At 67.0% G+C, this 24,508-nt stretch carries 18 protein-coding genes and 4 pseudogenes; 11 read left to right on the forward strand and 11 right to left on the reverse strand.

Annotated features, from left to right (window positions below; all coding sequences use genetic code 11):
• Nucleotides 1-168: 168 nt before the first annotated feature.
• Both ACFV6X_RS34385 and ACFV6X_RS34390 read right to left on the reverse strand, forming a co-directional pair.
• Nucleotides 169-3,594, reverse strand: coding sequence for a protein kinase (locus ACFV6X_RS34385; RefSeq protein ID WP_385390245.1), 3,426 nt, complete (start codon nt 3,592-3,594; stop codon nt 169-171).
• Nucleotides 3,595-3,783: 189 nt separating this feature from the next.
• Entirely contained in the window at nt 3,784-4,989 is a 1,206-nt protein-coding gene (locus ACFV6X_RS34390) for an IS110 family transposase (RefSeq protein WP_385390246.1), read from the reverse strand.
• A 336-nt stretch (nt 4,990-5,325) separates the two neighbouring features.
• On the opposite strand from ACFV6X_RS34390, the pseudogene ACFV6X_RS34395 reads away from it, so the two are divergent.
• The 4 genes and pseudogenes from ACFV6X_RS34395 (at nt 5,326) to ACFV6X_RS34410 (ending at nt 8,508) form a co-directional block, all read left to right on the forward strand.
• A pseudogene (locus ACFV6X_RS34395) lies at nt 5,326-6,086 on the forward strand (class I SAM-dependent methyltransferase).
• A gap of 226 nt (nt 6,087-6,312) precedes the next feature.
• Nucleotides 6,313-7,041 (forward strand): methyltransferase domain-containing protein, encoded by a 729-nt coding sequence (locus ACFV6X_RS34400; protein ID WP_385390248.1) that lies wholly within the window; start codon nt 6,313-6,315, stop codon nt 7,039-7,041.
• A gap of 69 nt (nt 7,042-7,110) precedes the next feature.
• Nucleotides 7,111-7,569, forward strand: a complete 459-nt coding sequence (locus ACFV6X_RS34405; RefSeq protein WP_385390249.1) for a nucleotidyltransferase domain-containing protein — start codon at nt 7,111-7,113, stop codon at nt 7,567-7,569.
• A gap of 148 nt (nt 7,570-7,717) precedes the next feature.
• Nucleotides 7,718-8,508 (forward strand): IS5 family transposase gene (locus ACFV6X_RS34410; protein ID WP_385390269.1). Its coding sequence is split into 2 segments (ribosomal slippage): nt 7,718-8,048 and nt 8,048-8,508, totalling 792 coding nucleotides; the frame shifts between segments, so codons are not numbered across the junction.
• 133 nt (nt 8,509-8,641) lie between these two features.
• Here the strand turns inward: ACFV6X_RS34410 and ACFV6X_RS34415 are convergent.
• Nucleotides 8,642-9,922, reverse strand: coding sequence for an MFS transporter (locus tag ACFV6X_RS34415; RefSeq protein WP_385390270.1), 1,281 nt, complete (start codon nt 9,920-9,922; stop codon nt 8,642-8,644).
• A gap of 353 nt (nt 9,923-10,275) precedes the next feature.
• Between ACFV6X_RS34415 and ACFV6X_RS34420 the strand changes: the two genes are divergently transcribed.
• The 3 genes from ACFV6X_RS34420 to ACFV6X_RS34430 all read left to right on the forward strand — a co-directional run bounded on the left by ACFV6X_RS34420 (nt 10,276) and on the right by ACFV6X_RS34430 (nt 12,480).
• On the forward strand, nt 10,276-10,710 hold the full coding sequence (locus tag ACFV6X_RS34420; protein ID WP_385390250.1) for a hypothetical protein: 435 nt from the start codon (nt 10,276-10,278) through the stop codon (nt 10,708-10,710).
• Nucleotides 10,711-10,803: 93 nt separating this feature from the next.
• Entirely contained in the window at nt 10,804-12,207 is a 1,404-nt protein-coding gene (locus tag ACFV6X_RS34425) for a VanZ family protein (RefSeq protein WP_385390252.1), read from the forward strand.
• 51 nt (nt 12,208-12,258) lie between these two features.
• Complete coding sequence (locus ACFV6X_RS34430) at nt 12,259-12,480, forward strand: hypothetical protein (RefSeq protein ID WP_385390254.1); 222 nt, start codon at nt 12,259-12,261, stop codon at nt 12,478-12,480.
• A gap of 199 nt (nt 12,481-12,679) precedes the next feature.
• On the opposite strand, the gene ACFV6X_RS34435 is transcribed toward ACFV6X_RS34430, so the two are convergent.
• The 6 genes and pseudogenes from ACFV6X_RS34435 to ACFV6X_RS34460 form a co-directional block, all read right to left on the reverse strand.
• Nucleotides 12,680-13,063 (reverse strand): barstar family protein, encoded by a 384-nt coding sequence (locus ACFV6X_RS34435; protein ID WP_385390255.1) that lies wholly within the window; start codon nt 13,061-13,063, stop codon nt 12,680-12,682.
• Nucleotides 13,064-13,167: 104 nt separating this feature from the next.
• Nucleotides 13,168-13,276, reverse strand: a pseudogene (locus ACFV6X_RS34440) (ATP-binding protein); the annotation flags it as partial.
• A gap of 59 nt (nt 13,277-13,335) precedes the next feature.
• Nucleotides 13,336-13,941 (reverse strand): hypothetical protein, encoded by a 606-nt coding sequence (locus ACFV6X_RS34445; RefSeq protein ID WP_385390256.1) that lies wholly within the window; start codon nt 13,939-13,941, stop codon nt 13,336-13,338.
• A 38-nt stretch (nt 13,942-13,979) separates the two neighbouring features.
• Complete coding sequence (locus ACFV6X_RS34450; protein ID WP_385390258.1) at nt 13,980-15,197, reverse strand: hypothetical protein; 1,218 nt, start codon at nt 15,195-15,197, stop codon at nt 13,980-13,982.
• Between the two features lie 2 nt (nt 15,198-15,199).
• The gene (locus ACFV6X_RS34455) at nt 15,200-15,943 is read right to left on the reverse strand and encodes an ATP-binding cassette domain-containing protein (RefSeq protein ID WP_385390260.1); all 744 of its coding nucleotides are present in this window, start codon (nt 15,941-15,943) and stop codon (nt 15,200-15,202) included.
• 1,455 nt (nt 15,944-17,398) lie between these two features.
• A pseudogene (locus ACFV6X_RS34460) lies at nt 17,399-17,620 on the reverse strand (helicase associated domain-containing protein); the annotation flags it as partial.
• Between the two features lie 61 nt (nt 17,621-17,681).
• Here ACFV6X_RS34460 and ACFV6X_RS34465 point away from each other — a divergent pair.
• Nucleotides 17,682-18,557 carry an IS5 family transposase gene (locus ACFV6X_RS34465; RefSeq protein WP_385390261.1) on the forward strand — a complete coding sequence of 292 codons (876 nt, stop codon included), beginning with the start codon at nt 17,682-17,684 and terminating at the stop codon, nt 18,555-18,557.
• Nucleotides 18,554-19,120 (forward strand): SMI1/KNR4 family protein, encoded by a 567-nt coding sequence (locus ACFV6X_RS34470; RefSeq protein WP_385390263.1) that lies wholly within the window; start codon nt 18,554-18,556, stop codon nt 19,118-19,120. The genes ACFV6X_RS34465 and ACFV6X_RS34470 overlap by 4 nt, the downstream gene beginning before the upstream one ends.
• A 74-nt stretch (nt 19,121-19,194) precedes the next feature.
• Here ACFV6X_RS34470 and ACFV6X_RS34475 read toward each other — a convergent pair.
• A pseudogene (locus ACFV6X_RS34475) lies at nt 19,195-19,524 on the reverse strand (helicase associated domain-containing protein); the annotation flags it as partial.
• Between the two features lie 16 nt (nt 19,525-19,540).
• Between ACFV6X_RS34475 and ACFV6X_RS34480 the strand changes: the two are divergent.
• A complete protein-coding gene (locus ACFV6X_RS34480; RefSeq protein ID WP_385390265.1) occupies nt 19,541-20,278 on the forward strand; it encodes a hypothetical protein in 738 nt (245 codons plus the stop codon).
• Nucleotides 20,275-20,661 carry a GntR family transcriptional regulator gene (locus tag ACFV6X_RS34485; protein WP_385390266.1) on the forward strand — a complete coding sequence of 129 codons (387 nt, stop codon included), beginning with the start codon at nt 20,275-20,277 and terminating at the stop codon, nt 20,659-20,661. The genes ACFV6X_RS34480 and ACFV6X_RS34485 overlap by 4 nt, the downstream gene beginning before the upstream one ends.
• A gap of 516 nt (nt 20,662-21,177) precedes the next feature.
• Here ACFV6X_RS34485 and ACFV6X_RS34490 read toward each other — a convergent pair.
• Entirely contained in the window at nt 21,178-23,577 is a 2,400-nt protein-coding gene (locus ACFV6X_RS34490; RefSeq protein WP_385390267.1) for a Helicase associated domain protein, read from the reverse strand.
• Nucleotides 23,578-24,508: the final 931 nt, after the last annotated feature.

A 24,508-nucleotide genomic window follows, 5' to 3' on the forward strand; every position in this document is an offset into this window, starting at 1 on the left:
CACCACCCCCCAGGTCATCCGTTCGACAGAGGGGACACAGTCATACCGGGCCCGGAGGCCAGCGGCCCCATTGCAGGACCGCGAAAAAGATAACGAGGGCTTCGGGGGATGAGACGGTGAACGTGAGCGTGCCGTCTGCTGCGTCGGACAGTACGTATCCCGCTCCGCTCAGTCGGCTGCCAGCTCCCAGTCGAGGTCCCAGAGCCGGATGCCGTCGTCTCCCGCCGAGACCAAGTTGCGGAGGTCGGGGGTGAGTTCGAGGTGCCGGATGCGTTGTTGGTGCCCTTCGAGCACGTGCAGGCATCGGCCGGTGGCGACCTCCCACATCCGTACGGTTCTGTCGTGGCCGGCCGAGAAGACGAACCGGGCGTCGGGTGTGAACCGCACGGCGGAGACCCAGCCCTCGTGCCCCGCGAACTCGCGTACCAAGCGTTCGGCACCGGCGTCCCACAGCCGGATCGGTTCGTCCTTGGCGCCCGAGGACATGACCTGGTGTGTGGACATGGCCAGGCGGCCGTCGGCACTCAGGCACGCTGACAGGATCGGTTCCCGAGGGCCGGTCCAGGTCCGCAGGCAGGCTCCGGTATCGAGATCCCGCAGCCGGACCACTCCGTTGCTGTCGCCGACCGCCGCGAGCCGTCCGTCCGCGGACATGGAGATCACGTTGACCGGGCCGTTCCGGCTGATCGTCGCGACGCAGCGGTCGTCGTCCAAGTCCCATCGGCGCAGGACACCGTCGCCGCCGCCGAGCCAGGCGTACCTTCCGTCGCCGGTGAACCTGATGGTCCGCCTCATGTCCCAGTCCGGAGTCAGCCGACGGCACTCGCCGTCCGCCAGTCGCCGCCGAATGATCGCGAGTGGCTTGGTGCCCTCGCACAGGACGTGCCGGCCGTCGTCGCTCAACGCCACCCCGCCCACCCTGCCCTGGTGATCGTCGAGGACGCGCGTGCACGCGCCGCTGTCCAGATCCCAGATCCGTACGGTGCCGTCGCTCTGCCCGCTGACGGCGAGCCGGACACCCGCGGCGACACCGATTGCCGTGATGGCGCCGAAGGAGAGGTGGCCGGCGTCCAGTGGCCGCGACCAGGCGGAGCGCAGCCGTACGTGGCGCGCCGAGCGGCCCAGTTCGTGCCAGGCGGCCAGGACCTGAGGCGCGCGCTCGTATCCCGGTATCTCCCGTGCGCGGGTCAACAGGCCGAAGGCTGACCGGCGTCGGCCGTTCGTCATCGCCTGGCGTGCGTCGGCGAGCAGTTCCTCGGCCAGTCCGTTGAGTCGGCTGACCTCCGCGTACTCGCGCGGCTTGATCACGTGCGGCTCGGCGGCGTATGCGGTATCGGGCAACCGCCAACGATGCATGGGCAGTTCGGGATGCCCGCCGACGGAGCAGCCGAACCGGTCGTCGCTGTCCGGGAATCCGACGTGGTGCATTCCGTACTGGTGGGCGGTGAAGGTCCGCAGACACCGGCCGCTGCCCAGCTCCCAGATCTGAACGGTGTGGTCGCCGGTCGTTCCGGACAGCAGCAGCCGCCCACTGTCGCCGAAGGCCAGGTGACCGGCCGCGGCGGTCAGCCCCGTCAATGTACGCAACGTACGGACCTGCCGGCCGTCCCCCACATCCCACAACCGGATCCCCCGGTCCTCGCCGGCCACCGCGACCATCCGCCCGTCAGGACTGAAGCACAGCGCATGCGTCGCCGAGCCAGCGGCCAGCACCCGGCACCGGCCATCGGACACGCTCCATAGCCGCGCCCCGTCTTCCTCGGCGGTGAGCACATGGCGCCCGTCGGCGCTCACCTCGTACTGCGAGCCGTCCAGGGCGCCGTCCTTGAGTGCTTCCCCGAGCGACCACCGGCAGGTCCCGGTTCGCGGTTCCCAGACCTGGACGCGCCCGTCCACGCCCTGCCACACACCGATGCGCCCGTTGGCACTCAACCTGACCGGGCACCCCGTGGCGCGGGCGGCGGAGTGGATGACGCGGGTACACCTGCCCGCTCTGAGATCCCAGAACTGCACCGTGCCGTCGCGGCTCGTGGACAGTGCGTACGAGCCGTCAGGGGTGAGGTCGACGCCGAGCACCTGCGTGCGGTGGCCCCTGACTGCCGACTGCTGTGCGCCGGTCGCCGTGTCCCACAGCCGGAGCACGCCGTCCCAGTGGCCGCTCAGCGCGAGGCGTGCGTCGGGAGTGAACCGGATCGGCAGGTAGCCCATCACCTCGTGCCGGGCCAGCAGTTTCACCGGCGCGAACGGCACCGCGAACGGTTCGCGAAACTCGCGGGTGCCGGTGTGGCGGGCGTCGGCCGCGGTTCCTGAGGCCGCCACCTGCAGCGCCGCCCGTACGTCGGTGTCGTCGGGCCGTTCGCGCGCGAGGGCGTCGAGCAAGTCGCGTGCCGCCGCGAGGTCGCCGCGTTCGAGGTGGACCCGGGCCAGAAACAGCTGCACCTGCAAGGAGGACGCGCCGGACCCGCGCGGGATCGCCTCCAACCGGGCCACGAGTTCTACATCGGTGATCGCCCCCGTACGCCACCGGAACAGGCCACCGTTGTACACGGCCCCGACGTGGTGCGGGTCGACCGCGAGCGCCTGGCCGAAGGCCTGCTCGGCGTCGGCGGCCTGGTCCAGGTCGAGGAGGGACAGGCCACGGTTATTAAGCTCGTCGGCGCGCAGATCGGCGGCCTGCGGCGTGGGACGCGGATACGCCGAGCCGGTCGCCTGCTCGTAGATCCCGGTCAGTACATCCGCGATGTCCGCCATCGAGGCCGGCCGGTGAGCCGGGTTCTGCCGCAAGCAGCGCCGGAGCAGGTGAGCGACTTCCGGCGGCGCCGCGACCGGATTCGAGGGGTCGGCCAGGTATTCCTCCAGCGCAAGACCTGCGACCGAACCAGCCGCCCAGCGCACACCGCCGGTGAACATCTCCAGGACCGAGACCGCGAAACTGTAGACATCGCTGCGCCGCCCGACAGGTTCGCCCGCGAGCTGCTCCGGAGACGCGTAGCCGACCGTCATGCCGCCGGACGGAGCCAACACACTGACGCCCGGCGCCACTTGGAGGTCAGCCGGGGCCGTGGTGGCCTTGGACCGGGCGAGACCGAAGTCGGTGATCTTCGCGGCCCCCGTGCCGTCGAGCAGAATGTTGGCTGGCTTCACGTCCTGGTGCACCAGGTCTCTGCGATGGGCGTGCTCGAGCCCACGGGCCGCTTGGACTGCCGTGTCGAGCACACGGGCGAGGGCCTGCCGCGCATCCCCGGCGTGGAGCCGCCCGCCGCCGATCCACTCGGCCAGGCTGCCGCCGTCGACGTACTCGGCGAACACGCGAGGGACACCGTCAATCACCCGCACGTAATGGCAGGCGCAGACGTTCGGATGGAGCCCGAGGGACACCCACGCCTCGGCCTCCCTGACGAACAGCTCCTGATCGCCGGGGCTACGAAACAGCTCGGGCCGCGAACTCTTCACCGCCAGGTCGATGCCCCAGGCGAGATGCCGTACCCGGTGCACGACGCCCATCCCGCCCCGACCGAGCTCACCGATCACACGGTACCGGCCGTCGACGGTCTCGCCGATCGCCCAAACAGCCGACGGCGTAGGTGCGTTCACTGCGATTCCCCCTCGTGACGGCGGCAGAGTCGCTGTCCTGGAAGGCAAGGACGCAGAAGACCCCGTTGTCAGAATTGAACGAGGATCAGTATGTGACGCCGTCGATTCTGGTGTCGATGTTTCAGGCTCGCCGCCGGGGGGTGCCCCTGTCTCTTTCGTCAAGGGGCGGGTCGGTTGGTTGGTGATGTTTCAGGCGGCTTGGGGGATGGCTTGGGGTTCGAAGAAGGTGCCGTCGCGGAGCATGGCGAACAGGACGTCGACGCGGCGGCGGGCGAGACACATCAGGGCCTGCTTGTGCCGCTTCCCCTCGGCCTTCTTCCGCTCGTAGTAGGCCCGGGAGGCCGGATCGGACAGGGCAGCGAACGCGGCCAGGAAGAAGGCGCGTTTGAGGTGCTTGTTGCCTCTGCGGGACGGGCTCTCGCCGCGGATCGAGGACCCGGATCTTCGCGTCACCGGGGCGAGTCCGGCATAGGCGGCGAGGTGTCCGGCGGTGGGGAAGGCGGCGCCGTCGCCGACGTCGATGAGGATCCTGGCTCCGGTCCTGACGCCTATCCCCGGCATCGACGTCAGGAGTTCGGAAAGAGGGTGCGACTTGAGCAGCTCCTCGATGTCGGCGGCGAGTTCCTTGCGCTGGTCGAGCAGTGCGGTGAGGTTCTTGGCGAGCTTGGGCACGATGACGGCGGCCGCGTCGGTGCCCGTGACCACGACGGTCTGCTCGTCGAGCGCGGTGAAGATGTCCTCGACCAGGCGCTCGGCCATTCTGGGCGCCTTGGGCCGCAGCAGCGTGACGAGCCGGAGCCGTCCGGCCTTGCGGATCTCCTTCGGGGAGCCGAAGCGTTCGAGCAGGGTGAGCACGGCCGGGTGCTGGATGCGCGGGCCGAGCACGCGTTCCAGGTGCGGATGGATCTGGGTGAGCAGGCCGCGCAGCCGGTTGGCGACCCGAGTGACCTCACCCGCGAGGTCGTCGTCGAAGCCCACGATCATGTGAAGTTCGGCGATGGTCTCGTCGTCCAGCTCGATCGAGCGGAGCGTGTGCGGCATGGTGCGGGCGGCGTCCGCGATGATCGCCGCGTCCCTCGCGTCGGTCTTGCCCTCACCGGGGTAGAGGTCCGCGATCCGCCGCATCGTCAGGCCGGGCAGATAGGCGACCTCGCAGCCCGCGTCCCGGGCGACGGCCAGCGGCAGGGCGCCGATCGAGGCCGGCTGGTCGACCACGACCAGGACCTTCCCGTACTTCGCCGTGAGTTTGTCGAGCATGGCCCGCATTCTCGGCTCGCTGTTGGGCAGCGGCTTGTCGACCACGTTCCTACCGTCCGGTGTCAGGCCGGTGGCGTGGTGTTCGCCCTTGCCGACGTCCAGGCCGAGGAACACGGCGACGTCGCGGGTGTCGATCACTTCACTCCTCCTGGGAGGGCTCGTTCTTCCCGGCCAAGGCACGGCGCCGACATCCGGCAACCACGTTACGAAGAGCGTTGCCGGCAAACCGGCGCTCCTGCCCCTATCAGCGATCTACCGGCGCCTCCCGGCCCGGTGACACCACCCCCCGGGTCATGGTCGACAGGGGGACATAGTCATGCCGGGCCAGAAGGCCGGGAGCCTCAAGATCGAGGCCGTCTAGAAGGTAACGGGGGCATGGGGCAGGGGCTTGTGCCTGCTGGGCAGGATTTGAGGCGAACGGAATTCTCCGCGCAGCGCTGACAACTGCTCACGGCACCCGGAAAGATCGCAGGCGTGGCCTCTCACGCGAACCAAGCCCGCGCTCTGTCCTTCGACGCTGTTGCCGCGCAGTACGTTGCCGCCCGCCCGGACTACCCGCCGGCCCTCTTCGATGCCTTGGAGGAACTCGCCGGCCGGCCGCTGCTGGGTGCCGATGTTCTCGATTGCGGAGCTGGCACTGGTATCGCTACCCGGCTGATGCGCGCTCGCGGTGCCCGCGTCGTGGCCATGGAGCCGGGCGCCGGTATGGCTGCCAAGCTGCGCGCGGCCGAACCGGAAGCCCCTCTGGTCCGGGGCGAAGGTAACCGTCTGCCCTTCGCCGCCTACAGCTTCGACGTGATCACCTACGCCCAGGCCTGGCACTGGACCGACCCGGTCCATTCCGTCCCCGAAGCGCTTCGTGTGTTACGCCCGCACGGTGTGTTGGCCCTGTGGTGGAACCAGGCCGACGTGCGTGTCCCGTGGGTCGCGGCGGAGGATGCCCGGCTGGCGCCCTTCACCCGTAACTACCCGGCAACCGTGGCCGATCTGTTCGCCGCGTTCCCGGTCCACGTGGCTACCCGTGAGATCTCTCTTGGTCGCGGCGGATCTCCATTGGGGAACACACCCGCAACCTCGCAACCCACTCGTACTTCGCGGTCATGGACGCCCACGAGCGGACCGCACTCCTCGACATGAACGACACCGCGCTGACTCGCGTCTTCCCCGACGGCGAACTCGACGAGCCATACCGGTGCGGCCTGACCGTCGTGCGGTCAACTACCCCTCACACCTGAACGCAGTCCAGCCCCACCTTCGCCAGCGCCCGGACTCTGCCGGGGGTGAGTACGGCGCGATCGCGCCGTTCGAGGAGAGGCCCCGGAGCCTCACGCGTTCAGTGCGCTTCCAGGTGGCCAGGCTCGTGGATGTTCCGCAGAAGCGTGGCCGCCTGGAACGGGGGGTGTTTGACTGGCTGGCATGTCTTCGGCTCTTGGTGTGTCCCGGCCTGATCAGGCTGCCTACATGCTGCGGGCGGCGGCTGGTGATGCCGGCCGTGCGTACAAGCGGCAGTTGCTCGATCTGCTGGACATCCAGCCGGGCCAGAGCGTCCTGGATGTGGGGTGCGGTCCGGGCACCGATTTGCCTGCGCTGGCGGAACAGGCCGGTGAGAGCGGCACGGTGATCGGTATCGACCGTGACCCGGCGATGCTTGCCCGGGCCCGCGAACGCACCAAGGGCATACCCGCAGTGGAGCTCCGCGAAGGCGATGCACACGCCCTTCCCGTCGATCCTGGCACGGCCGACCGGGCCAAGATCGACCGAGTCCTCATGCACGTCGCCGAACCCGCACAAGCTCTCGCGCAGCTCTACCGCGCCACCAGGCCAGGCGCGCGGATCGGCCTGGCCGAACCCGACTGGGACACCCTGATCGTCGACGCGGAGGACCTTGAGACAAGCCGCGCGTTCACCCGCTACACCACTGCCGAAGTGGTCCGGAACGCGACCATCGGACGCAGCCTCGCCCGCCTCGCCGAACAGGCAGGCTTCCGCACCGAAGCCGTGCTCGCCACGACTCCCGTCTTCACCGACTTCCAGGAGGCGGACCACACTCTGGGACTCGGCCGCAACATGCACCAAGCCATCAACGAAGGCCGCATCGACCAAAACCGCGGCCACCGATGGTTCGCCAGCCTCCCGCAGGGACCGTTCTACGCATCGTTCACCCTCGTCAGCGTGATCTGCTCCCGCTGAACCAGCCAGGAACAGTCGCCGGATCCGATGAACTGGTAGGTGAAGGTCAGGACGAGGAGGGGAACACGCGTGAGCAGCGACGAACAGCCATCTGAGCTTCCAACCTCGCTGTCGGCGGGAAGGGTTGCTGAGATCAGCGAGGTCATCGACCGGATCACACGCTGGGCGCAGAGCCGGGAAGATGTCGCTGGGCTGCTATTGGTCGGGTCATGTGCCCGCAACACTGCGCGGCCCGACTCCGACATCGATGTGGTGCTGCTCACCACCGATGAATCCCTGTATCTCCATGAGGATGCCTGGGCTGTCGAGCTCAAGCTGAATGAACCGATCAGGACCCGCTTGTGGGGAGCGATCACAGAACGGCGCTATGCAACAGCCTCTGGCCTGGAAGTCGAGCTGTGCATCGGCTCTCCTACGTGGGCAAAGACGAATCCCGTCGATCGTGGAACGCATCGCGTTGTCACCGACGGTGCCCATGTGTTGCACGACCCAGCAGGCATCCTGGCCGCTCTCCTCGCTACCTGCTGATGCATCATCGGGGGTCCAGCCGTCGATGAGCCGCAGCTGCCGCAGGGCCTGCTGCTCTAAGAGGTCCTAACAGAAGCTGTTGATCATGTGACTGTCGGCTTGGTTGCTCGTTGGTCTGGTCGTGGGAAAGAGGGAGTCGCGTCCGTGGATCGTCTCGGACGAACTGTGGTCGCTCATCGAGCCGTTGCTGCCGCAGCCGGGCCCGAAGCTGGTGGAGGGCCGGCCACGGATTCCGGACCGGCAGGCGTTGTGCGGAATCCTGTTCGTTCTCCACACCGGCATCCAGTGGGAGTACCTGCCGCAGGAGTTGGGCTTCGGGTCGGGGATGACCTGCTGGCGGCGGCTGGCCGCGTGGAACGAGGCCGGCGTGTGGGACGAACTGCACCTGGTGCTGCTGAAGAAGCTGCGGGCGGCGAAGCAGCTCGACTGGTCGCGGGCGGTGATCGACTCCTCCCACGTGCGGGCGGCTCGGCGCGGCCCAAAAGCGGTCCCAGCCCGGTCGACCGCGCACGGCCGGGCAGCAAGCACCACGTCCTCACCGACGGCCAGGGCATCCCGCTCGCGGTGTCGCTGACCGGCGGAAACCGCAACGATGTCACCCAGCTCCTGCCTCTGCTCGACAAGGTTCCAGCCGTGGCCGGCAGCGTCGGCCGCCCCCGACGCCGCCCTGACGCACTCCTCGCAGACCGCGGCTACGACCACGACAAGTACCGCCGCCTGCTCCGGGCACGCGGGATCCGCCCGGTCATCGCCGAACGCGGCCAAGAACACGGCAGCGGCCTGGGCATCTTCCGTTATGTAGTCGAGCGCACGATCGCCTGGCTTCACGGCTTCCGCCGCCTTCGGATCCGCTGGGAACGACGCGACGACATCCACGAGGCCTTCCTCGGCCTCGCAACCTGCCTCATCACCCACCGACACGTCCAACGCCTTTGTTAGGACCTCTAAGACGCGTCGCACGAACTGCAGCGCGTCGAGACGCGAGAGTGGCTTCTGCTCACTGCTCCGAGGCGGCCGACTTTGTGATCGCAGTTCACTCGTCCATTCGCGTCGCAACGGTCCGGCGAGGTCGCTACGTGGATGGACTATCCGTTGCCGGGGATGGAACCGCTTGTGTCGGGGGTGCTGGAGCGTTTCCGGTGGAGAGGCGTGTCTTGCGCCATGGCAGGAGCAGCGCGCTTGCCATGCAGAGCAGGCCGGCGATGAGCAGGGCGCCGCGTACGCCTGCTGCTGCGGCGATGAGGCCACCGGCGATCATGAAGGTGGCCTGGCTCGTTTTCGCGCCGACGGACCAGGAGGTGCCGACGCGGGACATGAAGGCGTCGGGTGTGGCCGCCATGCGATACGTGGTGAACGACGGGTTGAAGACCCCGGCGGAGAAGAGCAGGCCGAAGTCGGCGGCCACGATGACGGACACGCCGAGGGCGCCGGAGGGGGTCAGTGGCAGCAGGATCGTCCACAGTGTGCGGGCAACACCGGAAAGCAGCAGCACGCGACGCTGCCCGAAGTGCTGGGTGAGCGGCGGGGCCAGGCGTGAGCCCAGCACGCCTCCCAGGCACGGCAGCCCCAGAGCGAGTCCGTACTGCCACGGTGCCAGGCCGAGCTCATCCAGCATGAGGACGGCCATCAGCGGTGAGGCCATCATGACGGATCCGCCGAACAGCAGCGCATTGAAGAACAGCGGGCGCAGTTCTGGGTGTTGCAGGAGGTAGTGCCAGCCGGCCGCGATGTCACGGCCCAGGCCAGAGGTGGCGGCGCGTGCCGGTGGCGCGGGTTCAGGCCGCCGGATGCGACGGATACCCAGAGCCGATCCGAGGAAGGACAGGGCGTCGACCACCATCGTGGCGGCCGCGCCCAGTGCCCCGATCAGAAGCCCGCCGACGGGCGGGCCGGCGCTGACGCTGATCCAGTTGGTCGTCTCGAACAGGCTGTTGACACGAAGGCGGTGCTCGGGCAGGACCAATGCCTTCAGATGCGCCCCGCTCGCCGCGTCGAACGCGACAGATGCCGCCGTCTGGAGAACGCCGACGGCACACAGCTGCGTGTAGGTGAGGCTGTCGAAAGCCATGGCGACCGGAATGCTCGCCAGCATCACACAGCGGGCCAGATCGGCGGTGATCATGACCGGCCGCTTGTACTCGTGCTCGATCCGCACCCCGAGAGGCAGAGCGATCACCGCACTGGCCACCGCAGACAACGCAGCAAGCACCGAGACCTGGAACGCCGAGCAATCCAGCACCAGGAGGGCAATCAGCGGCAAGGCCCCCATGCCGACGGCACTGCCCGCTGCGCTGACCGCGTAGGCGCCCCATAGCCGTCGGAAGTCCTGCCCGAGCGTGCTCCGCCGTACCAACCGAACCTCCCGCGGTGCGAAGGCGTTCAGCGTAGTGAAACGGACCACCCACCACCCCGTTGGGGAACTCGCCTGCGGTGCCGCGCAGCCTCGCCCACCGGAGGCCGGAGTGGGGTGTCAGAACGTTCAGGACCGCGCTGGCGGAGGTGTTGCTGTCGGTGCCTTCGTCGGCGCGGGCCGAGGACCATCCGGGCCGCCGCCCGGGCCACCGGCTTGCGCGACCTGCCCAACGGCACCCCACAGCCCAGACCAGGGTCTGGCTCGAAATGATCTCCACGCGACGATCGCTGCGTGATCAACTAATCACCACATGTTCCGCCTGCGCTGCACTCTTCGTACAAGAGAGTTGGCATGTGCACTACATTGAAGGGGATTTCATGCGCCGTATCGCCAACACCGCCCTCGTGGTCCTTGCCCTTACAGCCGGATCTGTCATGTTCGGTGCACCGACCGCTTCAGCCGTCACCTACTGTGACAGCTCTGGCTACACCTCCACCAACGAGCCCATGGAGCGGTGCACCTCGCTGTCCAACGGCATTCTGGCCGTTAAGCAGTCTTCGAGCGGCATCGTCAGCACCGAGTACTACAAGTCGGGGGGATCCACCATCTCCGCCCAGCTCGGTTACTCGCGCTCGGGGACCAGCCACTACGCCAGCGCCGTCTCCATCGCTTCGGGCACGACGAAGAGACAGACGTGGCAGCTGTCGGCCAGCGCCTACTGCACCAGCACGATAGGCCTGCTCAAGTACAGCGGCGGCACGTACCAGACGCCGGCCTCGCACTGCTGAACCAGAGCCCCCCACAGGCCCCGTCTACCAAGGCGGGGCCGCCCCCTCTGCCTGTCCCGCTCTCCTCGACATGATCACGCAAGGAACCGCGCCGTGTTCTCCGCCATATTTCAACACCATGTCGGCTATCTGGCCGTGTGCACATTGATCGGCTTCGTTCTGGGCGGCGCAGCATGGACGCTCGCCCGTAAGCGGGGGAACCCTCACGGGGTGTGGTGGTCCGGGCTCGCCTTCACGCTCACCGGGGTCCTCGGCGTCACTTTCATGGGCGGCGGCTCGGCCAGCGGCGTGTGCGTCCTCAACCATCAGTTCGCCGAGCCCTTTCACACCACGCAAGGGTTGTGGAACCTCGCCATGATGGTGCCCGTGAGCACTTGCGCACTCCTGGCCGTCCGCCGCCCGCTGCCTGTCCTGGTCGGTGTCATCGCGCTGCCCCTGGCCATCGAATTCACCCAGGCCACCGTCAACGGCCTGGGGCGCGTTTGTGACAGCTCGGACGCCGAAATGAACATCATCGGCGGGTTGATCGGGCTCGCCGTTGTAGCGGTTCTGCTTACCATCCGCCACTCGCTCGCCTGGCAGGCGGGCGTCAAGGGCGCTCTGATCACTTTCGCGGCGCTGCTCCTCCTGGGCTCGGGAGTGGCGCGTCCGATGCTCGCCTTCACGAACGTGGATGGCAGCAGTCTCGTCGACGCAAGTTCCGACCAGAGGCAGGCCGTTGAGACCGCCGTCAGGGAGGCGTTCGGCGACCGATACAAGATCGGTAAGCAGTACGAGCAGCCGTGTGGTGACTCCCCCTGCACCAACATCATCTTCATCCTGCTCAGCCGCGAAAAGGGGCACTCCCAAGACTTCGGTAGCGGCAGCCTTTCCTGGCCGGACAAGAAGCACCTGACCGTACAACTGGAGAACAGCGACCGGCCCACTGTCATGGGCTACCCGGTGGGAGGAGCGAAAGCCCCGTCTACCGATGCAGCAGCCTCTCAAATCGCTGAGTCGTACGCCCAGCGAAAGTATCCGTGGGCGATGAGCGCGACCATGAGCGAAACATTCCCCGTGGGCGAAAAGGCCGAACTTGGCTGGATCACGAACTGGAGATGGACTCACAACGGCGTTCTGATGCCCAGGATGCTGGACGTCCAGGTGGACAGGGCCGGGCGTGTATCTCAGATTGATGTCACCCTTGGCCCGACCCAGGTGAACCTCCCCGAAGCCAAGCTTGACGCCGGGCAGGCCGAAAAGGCAGTGAACAAGGCGGTAATGGCGCAACTCCAAGCCAATGGAAACACTGGCGCGGAATTCAGCACCAAAGCGGTCACCGTAAAAGCGGTCGAGGTAGACGGTAATTGGCAGCCCAACTGGCTTGTGAACACGACATGGCCCAGCAACGGAGAGAGTCACGACTCGCAGGAGGAGGCAGCGGTCGAGATGTACAGCGTCAGCGCCGTGACTGGGCAGGTATACGACGCAGCCGGGCAACCCCTCAAAGCCAGCTGACGCTCACCAACGGAGTGTTGCGCTCCTGGACCGTGGCGGAAGGATCGCGTGGTGCCCGATCTGCGAGAAAGGCGCCATACCGCAAGGGCCCTGGCCGGCTGCGCCCAGCTGACGGAGCTGCTGAAGTCCGAACCCGACCCGAACGCCCAGTCCTTCTACCCGCTGGCTTCGTTCATCTCCAAGAACAGCGATTGTCGACCGCTTCTGGAGCCAGTTGTCGATCAGCCGGCTCGCGAGTGTCGAAGTGAAATGACGGCACTGCCGAGCGAGTGAGAGGAATGCGGGACGGCCAGCCGCCCGTCAGGGCGATTGGCCGTCGAGGCATGCAGCGGCAGAAGCGATGCGTATGTGGCGGACGCGGTGTTATGAGACCAAAAGAGCCAGCGCTTCCTTCGTGGACCCGCAGGCCGCCCCGATCTCTCGCCGACCACGTCCACGAGGGCCGATGGCCAGCCCTCTGACGAGTGGTCGGCTAGCGAAGACTCAGCCCGCCCGGGAGCTCTTCTTCGATGATCTCGACCAGCCAATCGAAGACGGTCGGGCCACGTCCGGCACGGGCCTCTGCGAGCATGGCTCCCATGCTGGACCTATGCGTCGGATGACACCGCCCGCGCATCAGCTCAAGCTGCCGCGCGGTCTCGGGGTATCCGAGATTCTGACGGGAGGCTTCGTGGTCACGCCACTCGATCAGATAGTCGCCGTCGTCAGGTGTCCCGAAGCCACCGCGGAGGCAGTCAGCGAATGCATCGAGGTTCCGGCCGAAGTAACCGCCGCAGCCGATGCTCTCGCCGGCAACCCGCCAGAAGTCCTCTAGCGTCCTGACCTGGCTGCCGTCCAACACATATCTCACCGTCACAGCCAGCAGACTACGTCCCGTCTGGCGGCCTGCCCATCCATTTTGAACCCGTGCTGTTCAGGCAGCACCTCGCACGGGTTCGCCGGAACGTGTGCGCTTTGCCGGGACTCGTTGGAGGCGATGGCGACGCTGTTCTTTTCCTCCCGTTCGGTCAGCACCTGGAACAGCAGCTCGGCGCCGTGCTTGGTCGAGTTCCATGTAGCCGAGTTCGTCGCCAGCGCATACCGACGGCGGATGCACCGCCACGGCGTCACCTGCGATAGCTCATAAGGTCATTGCTGCGACGGTTGGGCCAGGCTGCCAACGGACCGAGAGAAAGCAGAAGCGGCCAGTCCGGCGGCTCCTAGGACGGTGGCCCCGACGAATGCCGGCAGGTGGTTGGGCTCATGGAGGGGCCATGCCCATGGCGCGGGAACACCGTGGCGGACTCCGAAAGCCGCGCAGGCGACGGGAAAGAGAGTGATGCATGCAGCCGCGATATAAGCGCTGGTGAAGATACGCAGCAGCAAGGCGAGGCCGAGGTAGCCCAGGAAGTTGCGGGCCATGCCTGCGGCGAGGGTATGGCCGGTCGTGTACGACACGAGCCAGCCTCCGGCCAGCATCAGTGTGGTGCAGGCCGACATGAACGCGGTGTCCCATAGCTTTACAGGCCGTACAGCCGTCACTTCGATCGCGCTGTCTGCTCGGGACTGCCCGTACAGGATGAGGCACACGGGTGCGAGCGGCAGCAGGAACGGCAGAGGGAACGAGAAGGACAGCCCGCCCACCACGACCGGCACCGGTACCTGGATGGAGTCGGCGACGGTGCCGAGTACCAGGCACACGGCGAGGGCGGCGCAGGCTGCGGGTACCCGGCGGACGTGAAGCCACCAGTCCATGAGGTGTTCTCTCTATCAGTCGGCTTGTGGTGGCGGGCTCAGAAACGTGTGGGGTCGAGGACGGGCTGTAGGTCGCACCGGGTGAGCGTTTCCGCGTTCTGCTGGAACCAGGCCCGCTGGTCCTGCCGGGGAAGTTCGAGGACGCGGGTGGCGACGGTGGCTTCGTCCGGTGCATAGCTGGCTGTGACGACTCGGCGGTCCGCTCCGGCGGTGATGGCGAGCCAGATTGTGAGCGGTCCGAGAGCCCGGCTTCCCGGCCACTCACCGTGTTTGGCGCAGTCGGGGATGTCATGCGGCAGAGCGCTGGTGGCGACAAGAGAGCGAATGTCGTAGGACGTTGGCGTGGAGGGCCGCGGAGACAGTTCCGGGGCGGTGGTGACACCGAGAGCAGCCAGACGGGTGTGTGCATCCGTCGCCCACGTGATGACGTCCGTGGTCGCGTTGTGCTGTTCGGGCCAGAGGCAGACCTGTGGCTGTGTGTCCGAGCAGGTACGCAGAGCGGTGGGGCGAGGTTCGGCCGCGCTGTAGCCGAGGGGATGCACGATCCACGCCGAGACGGCCACCACAACGGCCAGAGCAATAGGAGCCAGGATCCGCAGGCCCGGTTGCCGTACGGTCACCAGTCGGGCGGCCAGAAGCAGACCGATTGAAACGAGCGCGGGCGCGAGAATACTGCGGGGTGCCGCTACTTGGTCGAGCGAGCAGCATTCGGCGAGGTTCGTGCCGTTCAGCTGCCGGATCCAGAAGACGTTAACCGCCGCCGGATAGGCCATCCATACGAAGCTGCCCACCAGAGCGACGGGAACGGCCAGCACTCGGGGCAGGCTGAGCCCGACGACGTATCCGACGGCGGTGTGTGCTGCGATCACCAGCATTTCCATACCGAGTACCGCCGCGACGGTCCGGTTGGGACCGCCTGCGGTCTGGGGAAGGAGCAGGCCAAGGGCCAGCGCGACCGCAAGTGCGCCCATGATGAGCGTGGGGGTCAGGGCGGCGAGTGACACGCCGATGAAGGTCCGTGCCGGCGCCCCCTGAAGGGCCTGGGACCGGCGGACACGCAGCCCCTCCCAGGCGCCGCAGGCCGCTACTGCCGGTGCTGTCCATACCAGCAGAGAAGCGCTTTGCGCGGCGACCGACTCCCAGTATCCGCCGGTGACCATTTCGGTGACGTTGCCGCTGTACGCGAACAGCCACACGACAAGGAGGATGCCGATGCGGGGAGCGACGGACACCCGCAACATGATGTGCCACGGCATGCTTACGCCTCCTCCTTGACCAGACCGGCGTACGCGGCCTCGGCCCGGCGCTCCTGCGCGACCTGGCCGGGTGCGAGGTCGAGGAAGGATGCAGTGGACCCCTGGAAGAGGATTCGTCCCTGATCGAGGAGGATGACCGTGTCGTAACTGTGCGCCAGATCCTCGGTCTGATGAGTGGAGACCACGAAGTTCGCCCGGTCCTTGAGACCGTCGAGAAGCGCGCGGAACACCCTGCGCTGCGTCGGGTCGAGACCGGCGGTCGGTTCATCCATCAGTACCACCTGGGCCGAGTGAACCAGCGTCTGGGCGATACCGAGACGCCGCAGCTGGCCTCCCGACAGCTGGGCGGCGGAGCGTTCAGACAGATCCCCCAGCCCGACCTGCTTGATCGCATCCAGAGACCTGTCCCATGCGTCCCGCCTCGACAAGCCCTTCAGCCAGCCGGCGTACGCCGCCTGCTCCCTGACCCGCAGCCCCGGGACGGGAGTCACCTGCTGCGACAGCCAGCCGACCTGCTGCCGGTACTGCTTCAGATCACCGCGCCTGCGGGTGTCGAGGTCGCCGAGCATCACGCTGCCCGCCTGGGGCCTGCGCGCGGATGCCAGCAATGACAGCAGCGTCGACTTCCCGGCGCCGTTCGGCCCGAGGAGTACAGCGCATCCTGACGGCAGCTCGAGCGTCAGGTCTTCAAGGACAGGATCCCGGCGCCGGTATCCGAAAGAGCAGCGCGAGATATGGATGGTCATTCCGGCCTTCTGTCGACTTCCACGGGAGGCGGCCCCCGGAGGAGCCGGGGGCCGCCGACGGGTCTTATTGCTGTCAGTAACGGGTGACGACGCTGTTGACGCTGAGCCTAGTGGAGCCTATGTAGATGAAGTAGAAGTCTCCGCTCGTCTGAATCTCGCCCCATGACACCGTGTTGCAGCTGTTACTCCTCTGGCCGTGGCTCACGTCCGGAAGAAGGTCTCTGACCCGATCGAGCTCCAGGGTCGCGCTGCTGGGGCCCCCGAAACTGCAGCCCGAGAAACCCACGGTCGTGCTGGCCGAGTCGCCGTGGTTGTCCGCCCAGCGTCGGGACTCGTTACCGCCCAGCCAGTTGGATATGGAACTGCTCCAGCTTCCCTCGGCGGAGGCCGGAGGTGCCAGGGTGAAAGCCGCAGCCAGAGCGGCTGCCGCTACGAGCCCCGCCCGCTTAGTTGTCATGCTCATGTCATCCCGTTCAGTGTGGGCACAACTCTCGCTGTGCGTTTTCCATCTGGCTCCGATGAAAGATCCAGGACCGACTGGAACATATGTTCAGGACAGCGATCCAGCAACGTGTGGACGCCAAGATCAGTCATCTCTCCACGGGCGAGCGTCATCTAAGGGAATGGCATGAAATGGCCCGCTGTACAGTGCTCGCTGACCATGCTTGGAGCTTCGGTTCGCTCCCCGAGCGGACGTGCGATCGACTCTGGGCGGCCGGAGCTTTAGCGACACAACTCCACGGGAAGGTGTGACTCCTTATGTGTGCCAATAAGTGCATCACGTCATGAATCAAGACGATTCGGCCTCGTAGGTCACCAGTGTCAAGGCGCCCTGAGGAAGAAGAGCTGTCACCTTGTGGACTTCTTTGCTCCCAGCGCATGGATCCTCGGCGACTCAAGCCCCCATTGGAGTCCGGGACGTAGGGTGGAATGGTTGAAGGCTAATCTGTCCAAAATTGATCTCTAACCGTCTTTCAAGCAGCTCAGATCCTCTTGTCGATCCAACGCTTGGATCAAGGATCAGGCCAGTCGGTAGCCCGGGACCTTGTGTTGCGGCTCTGAAGGCGAGCAGTGGGACTCCGGGGCGGTGGACGCCCACCGCTTCCGTAGCGAGGCCCCGACGGCTGAGAGTTCCCAGGCCCGCCCGGTAGCCAGCGCGCCGATCGCCATCCCCAGGCACACCGGCCCGGTAGCGCGACCCCGGCCAAGCCCACGCCAGACGTCTCGCCGAGCCGCTCATGCCTGCCCCACGGGATGCAGCCGACGTCCAGGTGCCCGAAGCGGGCCACCTGCTGCGCTTGGCCCATCAGCCGCCCGGCTGCACGAAAACACCCGCGACGGCGCCTTCGCCTACTACAAGATCGCCGCCTTCATGGCCGACATGAAGCGCTGCCCTCGGGGCCGTCATCACGGCTAGCCGCCCTCACGATGCCCGGGCTCGGCCACCCCGATCCACTACGCCGCCCACTCCAGTCCGAGGTCGGCGAGTGCGGCTAGCTTGTCAGCCGGCAGCTTGGCCCGTCGGGTCTTGCTGTTCGAGAGGAACACCCCGAGCTTGAAGGGGTGCTGGCCGTCGACCACGACCGTTTCCACGTGGCCCCAAGGTACCGTCACGGAGCCTGTCCGGGTTTTGTACTGCGCGAGGGCCGCGACACCCCGCTCGAACGCGCTCGCGGCGCTCTGAGACCGTGTTTGAGATCTCGCGTGCCCCTGTTCGGGGACGGTCGTTGAGCCCTTCGTGAGTGGTCCTCGGGGTGGGTATCCATCCGATCTGACGGACGAGCAGTGGGCTCTGGTGGAGCCATTGCTCCCGCCGGCGCGGGTGGGGCCGAAGGGCGGACGGCGGGAGAAGCACCCACGTCGGCGGATCGTGGACGCGATCTTCTACGTCGTGCGGACTGGTTGCGCCTGGCGGCAGTTGCCAAAGGACTTCGCGCCTTGGCCGACCGTGTATTGGTACTTCACCTGGTGGCACGACGACGGCACGGTCGAGCGGATTCACGACGCACTTCGAGGCCGGGTCCGCGAGGCCGACGGCCGGAACGCCGAGCCGAGCGCGGGGCTGGTCGACTCGCAGTCCGTCCGCACCGCCGACACCGTCCCCGCCGTGAGTAGGGGCTTCGACGCGGGCAAGAGGGTCAAAGGCCGCAAGAGGCTCATTGTCACCGACACCCTCGGCCTGTTGCTGACCGTCCATGTCGTCGCCGCGAACATCCAGGACCGCGACGGCGCGAAACGCTCACTGCTGTGGACCCGCCTCGACCACCCGGGTGTCAAGAAGATCTGGGCCGACCAGGGCTTCGCTGGCCGTCTGGTCGACTGGACCGCCACGATCCTCGGCCGCGAACTGGAGATCGTCCACAAGGCCCCTGACCAGCGGGGCTTCCAGGTCCAGCCGAAGCGATGGGCGGTTGAGCGCACATTCTCGTGGATGAACGCTCACCGTCGCCTCGCCCGGGACTACGAGACCAGCCCGGCCAGGTCGGAGACCATGATCCGCTGGGCGATGATCGGCATCATGGTCCGCCGGCTCACGCGCGGCAGTCCCGCCATACGCTCGGGCTCCAGGCCATTGATCCGGGTGGGGCCGGACGAAGATACGGTTCGGGCGTGACCACTGACGCCGCCGACCCGAGCGGGACCTGGAACGGTGCCGTTGTGCGCGCTCGGCTCGCCGCCATGGCCCGGGACGATCCTGAACACCACCGCTTCGGCGCTTCTCACCACGAATACCGGCTGCATCCGCCCCTGTCGGAGGCGGTAATCCGCTCCTTTGAGCAACTGCACGGTGTCACTCTTCCCGTGTCCTACCGGAACTTCTTGAGCACGGTCGCTGGCGGCGGCGCGGGACCGGACTACGGGCTGCTGGGTCTGGGGGAGGAAGCAGACGACGAAGAGGCCCTGCACGACCTTCGGGCCGAGTGCCTGCGAGTCGGCTTCCTAGCCACGCCGTTCTCGCACACCACGGACTGGCCGGGGCCGGGCAGGGGAGGCGACAACGACTACTCGGTCGCGGGGACGCTGGTCCTCGGCGAGATCGGATGCGGCACCTTTTCTCGCCTCGTCATCACGGGCAGAAACGCCGGACAAATCTGGCTCGACGACCAGTCCTGGGGCGGCCTGACTTCAGGACCGGACTTCCACGACTGGTACACCGCATGGCTGGCATCCCAGTAGATCTCAAACGCGGTCTGAGGAGCCTTGGCGGGCGCTTCTTGCTCCGGCGGCAGCGGCGCGATCCCGAGGGCCTCCAGAAGGGCGCGTTGCCCGTCCATCAACCCGGCCCAGACAGCCGGTTGGCGCTGTTTCGCGAGCCATTTGCCGATATCCATGCCGTGGAAGGTGACTCCGGGTAGGACGTCGGCCTGGCCGTCTTCGTCGCGTATGAGTTCGCGTAGTGCCGCGTAGTGGCGTTGCCAGTCGGCCGGCCATGCCGGGTTCCAGTCGGCGTTCGGCGCGATCCCGAGGGCCTTATGGATGGCTGATGTCGGGCTAGATTGTGTCAATCGTTTGACACAAGCGTGCGTGTGGCCCATCTTGTACTGACTGTCTGATACAAGCTGGGGTTGTTGGGGAGCCATGAGTGGAGTTGGCGCAGTGTCGTCCGCGTCGGCGGCCGACCGCTGGTGCCGCTGGGCGGGTGTGCTGACCGGAGTCGTGGCTGCTCGTTTCGTGGGGAACGCCTGGGAGACCGGTGGAGACGTCGGCGTTTTGTACGCGGTCCTCGTCTTCGGGTTGTGCGCGGTTGCCGGGGTCCTGGCGGGTGACCTGCTGACGGCCCGCCCTCGGGGCACGGTCCGCACTGCAGCATTGACGCCGCGCCGTGTTCGCGACTACGTGCCGCCGCGGATGACTCCGTTCCTCGTCATTCAGGCGGGCTTGCTGGTCGTCCTCCTGGTCGTGGCAGCCGTCCTCGTCGGGCCGGGCGAGAGCAGCCGCGCGGGAGATTCTCTGACCTTCACCTGCCAGGACGGCGGCTTCGTTGCCCTTGGGGCATGGCCTGGTGGTTTGTACGGCCTGCCCGTCGTTGCCTGCGTTGCTGGCGCCGCGGCTGTCTGCGTGTGGTCGCTGACCTGGATCGCCCGCCGTCCGGGCGACGACCAGAGCCGTCAGGACCGTTCACTGGCTGTTGTCGCGGCGTGGGGTCTGCTGGTGTCCGCGCTGCTGCTCGGCATTGCCTCGACCATGTCCGGCGCTCTGATGGGCACGACCTGCGACGGGATCCTCGGCCGCATCGGAGCCGGGATCCTGTGGCTCACGGCCCTGATCGCCCTCGTCACGGTGTCATGGTCCATCGTCACGGTGCTCGCACCCAAGGCCCGGGTACGCCGGTGACGAATCCTCTCCTTCACGTGGACACTGCCAGCCACGTCCCGCCCTACGAACAGATCCGCGCGCAGATGGCCGCTCTCATCGCTTCCGGCCGGCTCCCGGAGGGGGAACGGCTGCCGACGGTACGCCAGCTGGCAGCCGATCTGGGCCTGGCGGCGGGAACGGTGGCCAGGGCCTACCGCGAACTGGAATCGGCATCGTTCATCCAGACACGCCGGGGAGCGGGCACACGCGTGGCTCCACTGGCCGCCGTAGCTCCCCCTGGTCCGGATCCAGCGCGGCTGGCGGAACTGGCACGGCTGTTCGTGACGCAGGCGCGAGGGCTCGGCGCGGACGGACAGGCAGTAATGGGAGCGGTGCAGGAAGTGCTGGACGAACCACTGTGACGCAGTCGCTGCGCGAGCTCAGTCGCCGCTCCTGGAGCACCACGGGCCCCGGGGGGCAGCCATGACATCCCCGGAGTCCGGTATATGGAGTGGCCTGCTCAACGAAGGGCGCCGTAAGCGTCACTCCTTCACGCACTCCAACCCAAGGGTGGAGAGCTTGTCCATGCCCGGCATCTCGCAAAAGAGGGACACGGCCATCACCCTGCCCGCTCGCGCCAAGCAGCGCCTGGCTCTTCGTCGGCTTGAGCCGTCAAACCAGCGCATTTGGCATTCCGGCGTTGCCGCAGGCGGTAAGCAAGCTCACCCAGGACGATCACAAGCCCAGCAGTCGCTGCGCACCCTACGAGGCCCTGTGACTGATCCGTAACCATGCCAAGCAGCCAAAATCCGACGGTGACAACCGCCCACCACGCTATCCATGCGCAGATTGCGGACCAACGGGCTCTCTTCACAGCGTCACAATACGTCGCTGTTGCTCTCGGGATCAGATATATGCACTTGCCCGGCCGGACATCCCTACGCCGCCCATTCGAGTCCGAGTGCGGCGAGTGCGGCGAGCTTGTCCGGTGTGAGCTTGGCCCGCCGGGTCTTGGCGTTGGACAAGAAGACCCCGAGCTTCACCGCGTGCTCCTGGCCGTCGACCACGACCGTTTCCACGTGGCTTCTGGAGACCGTCACAGAGCCGGTGCGGGTCTTGTACTGGGCCATGGCCGCAACACCCCGCTCGAACGCGCCCACGGCGCCCTGAGAGGCCTTGGCAGGCGCTTCCTGCTCCGGCGGTAGCGGCACGACCCCGAGAGCCTCCAGAAGAGCGCGCTGCCCGTCCAGTAACCCGGCCCAGACAGCCGGTTGACGCTGTTTCGCGAGCCACTTGCCGATGTCCATGCCGTGGACGGTGACGCCGGGTAGGACGTTGGTCTGGCCGTCTTCGTCGCGTACGAGCTCGCGTAGTGCGGTGTAGTGGCGTTGCCAGTCGGCTGGCCAGGCCGGGTTCCAGTCCGGGTCGATCTCCCGCAGCGCCTGCTCCCACTCGGGATGACCATCCAGCGCTCCGGGCCGGCGGAGGTTGGACAGCCACTGCCCGATCGGCCGGTCCAGAGCCGTGGCCGTGCGCGGCGCGCACAGTGTCCAGTGCTCCTCGTAGTACGCGCGGGCGGCCGCGAGATTCTCCTGGAACCGCTCATCCGCCACCGACCAGACCATGCCCAGCTGCTCCAGCCTGCGGGCGCGCTGGCCGTTCATCTCTCCGGCTCCGTACGCGCGTCGCTGCTCTGCCACCCACTGTCCGAGCGGTGCCGCGCCTTCCCGGTGTCCGTAGGGGACGCGGGCGTGGCCCTCGCGCTCGACGTACTCCTTCAGCTTGGCCCAGCCGCGGGCCCAGTCCTGCCGCTCGGTGTCGATCACGTTGAACGACACCCACTGCGCGACCATCACCGGATCCCGAGGAGCAGCAAAACGCAGCAGCAGACGGGATTCCTCCTCGCCCTCTTCCGGCGCTGTTCCGTTCCATTCGGATGGCTGCGCGACGTCCTTCTGTGGCTCCTGAGGAATCGCCAGCAATTCGACGGCCTCTTCATCATGAGCCCGCAATCCCTCCAGCACTTTCACGAGCGGCCGGTACGAGCCGGAGGTGAACATGTCCTCCGGCTTTTCCCCGGGCTGAAGGAAGACCGGCACGATGAGTGAGGCGAGTTTGCCTTGTCCGGGCTTCTGCCGGAGCGCCCGGCCGATGGCCTGGACGATGTCGTGCGGCGCCCCCTTCGGGTCAAGGAGGGCGACGGAGTCCACGGCGCGGATGTCGACGCCTTCCCCCAGGACGCGGCAGTTGGACAGCACGGCCCGCTGCCCCGTGTCCCCGAACGAGCCCAAGACTTCCCGCCGGCGCTGGGGGAGGTGCTCGCCGCACAGCCAGTCCGCCCACACCCGCCTCGGATACACCTCCGGCTCATTCGCGTGCAGCTTCGCCGCCACCCGCTCCAACCCCTCCGCGTACGCCTGCGCCTCCATCGTCCGGTGATGGAAGGTGATGCACGTCGACAGATCATGCTGGGCCATCGTCTGCACGAGCGCGGCCTGCAGGGCCCCGATCCGCTGCCCACGGACCTCCTCGCTACGCCGCTCCTCACCCATCAGCCGCTCCGGCGTGACCACCGGGTCCTGCAGCTCCAGCACGATGATCTGATACCGCGCCAGCAGCCCACGCGAGACGGCCGACGCAAGCGACAGCTTGTACAGGACGGGCCCGAAAACCTTCTCGTCGTCCATGGAAGCCGCCATCTCCCGCGGCAGCGGATCCCGCACCCCCTCCGCAACCTCGCGATTGAGGCGCTCCTCCCAAATCCGCGGCGTCGCCGTCAGGTACAGCCGCCGGTAGGCGGGAATGACGTCCTGATCGTGGATGTCCGCCCACGCCTTCCCCATCGACCCCGACGTCCGATGCGCCTCATCCACCACCGCGAGATCCATCGCGGCCAGCTGCTGCCCGTAGACACCCTCGAACGCCTCAGCCAGCACCCCCAACGACGCGTAGGTGGCATAGATGGTGACCGGCCCCGTTCCGTGCCACAGCGCGAGCTGCACGGGGTTGGTGGTGGAGCGCACCCGCAGGTTCCACAACTCCGGATCGTCCTGCAGCGGGCACACGGCAACCGCCGGCCCCCTGTGCCCGACCTCGTGCCACGCCTTCACCGTCTGGGACAGGAGGTCCAGGGTCGGCACCACCACCAGCACACGCCCGCCGCGGGGCACCAGCCGCTTCGCCGCCGCCGCGGCCATGATGGTCTTGCCCGTCCCGCATGCCGCGTGCACCTGGCCCCGCAGGCCGTTTGCCGGGATCCCGCCGGGCGGCACGTCCAAGCCGCGCACGACAGCCGCGACAGCTTCGACCTGATGATCCCGCAGCCGAATCCCGGCCATGACCCCCGCCCCCCGTCTATCTCCGTGCTGGCGTCGCGTACCGGGCCAACCTACGCCGCGCCGCGGAGGCTGGCGTCCAAGACGAGTGCCGGGAGACCCCATTCGTACCGCTGCGCGACGCACGGCCGGTGCAGCGGCAAGGAAGAGAGATCAGCTACTTCGGCCGATTTTCCTTTCCCTCCCTCTTCCGTGTCTCCGCGCGACTCTGTAGAGCCACGATTAGTCCTATCAGGGCCAATATGCTGCTCCCCCGCAATACGCCCACCGCGAGGTCAAAGTGCTTACCATCCGAGAAAAGCCACCACGGGAAAGCCAAGGCACTAAAGATTAGCGCCGAGGCAATGAGTGCCGCTGAAACCTTTCCGGCTAGGGTGGAAAGAAACTGGTTCATAAGTTTTCCTTCTTAAATAGAGGTATGGATGGGGGAGCGAAGCGTCTCCCCATCCACGCGGCACCGGTTGTGGTATCTGGACCCAGACTCTACACAGACGAGACTCGTGATGCACCACTCTGAGCATCAACTCAACTCTGAGGTGACGCATAGTTCGACTGCGCTCAATGCAGCATATGCTGAAGGAGAGTTGGTGAGCGTTTTCTGAAGTTGTGTGAGCTGCGGGAGGGGTTCGTGTGGAGCGCAGCGGAACCCGTCTCCACCGCGTGGCCGGCACCTGCCGGGCCGATGGTCCGTCAGTCTTGTTGTGGGGGTGGTGGATGGAATTCCCAGACGCTACACGGGCGCGAGCGCGATGCACCCTCCCCGTGCTGCCAGCCTTGGCATCCGCGCTTGCGCGGGTGCCCTCAATTCGCGCTTGCGCGAATTGACTTGCTTTCAGAATTCCGCTTGCGGAATTCAATTCCCGCGCTTGCGCGGGAATTTGGCGGAGCGTCAGCGGAGCCATTCACTATGCGGCGGCTTGCCGCCGCATTACCC

The organism is Streptomyces sp. NPDC059861 (assembly GCF_042731435.1).
Taxonomy (GTDB): domain Bacteria; phylum Actinomycetota; class Actinomycetes; order Streptomycetales; family Streptomycetaceae; genus Streptomyces.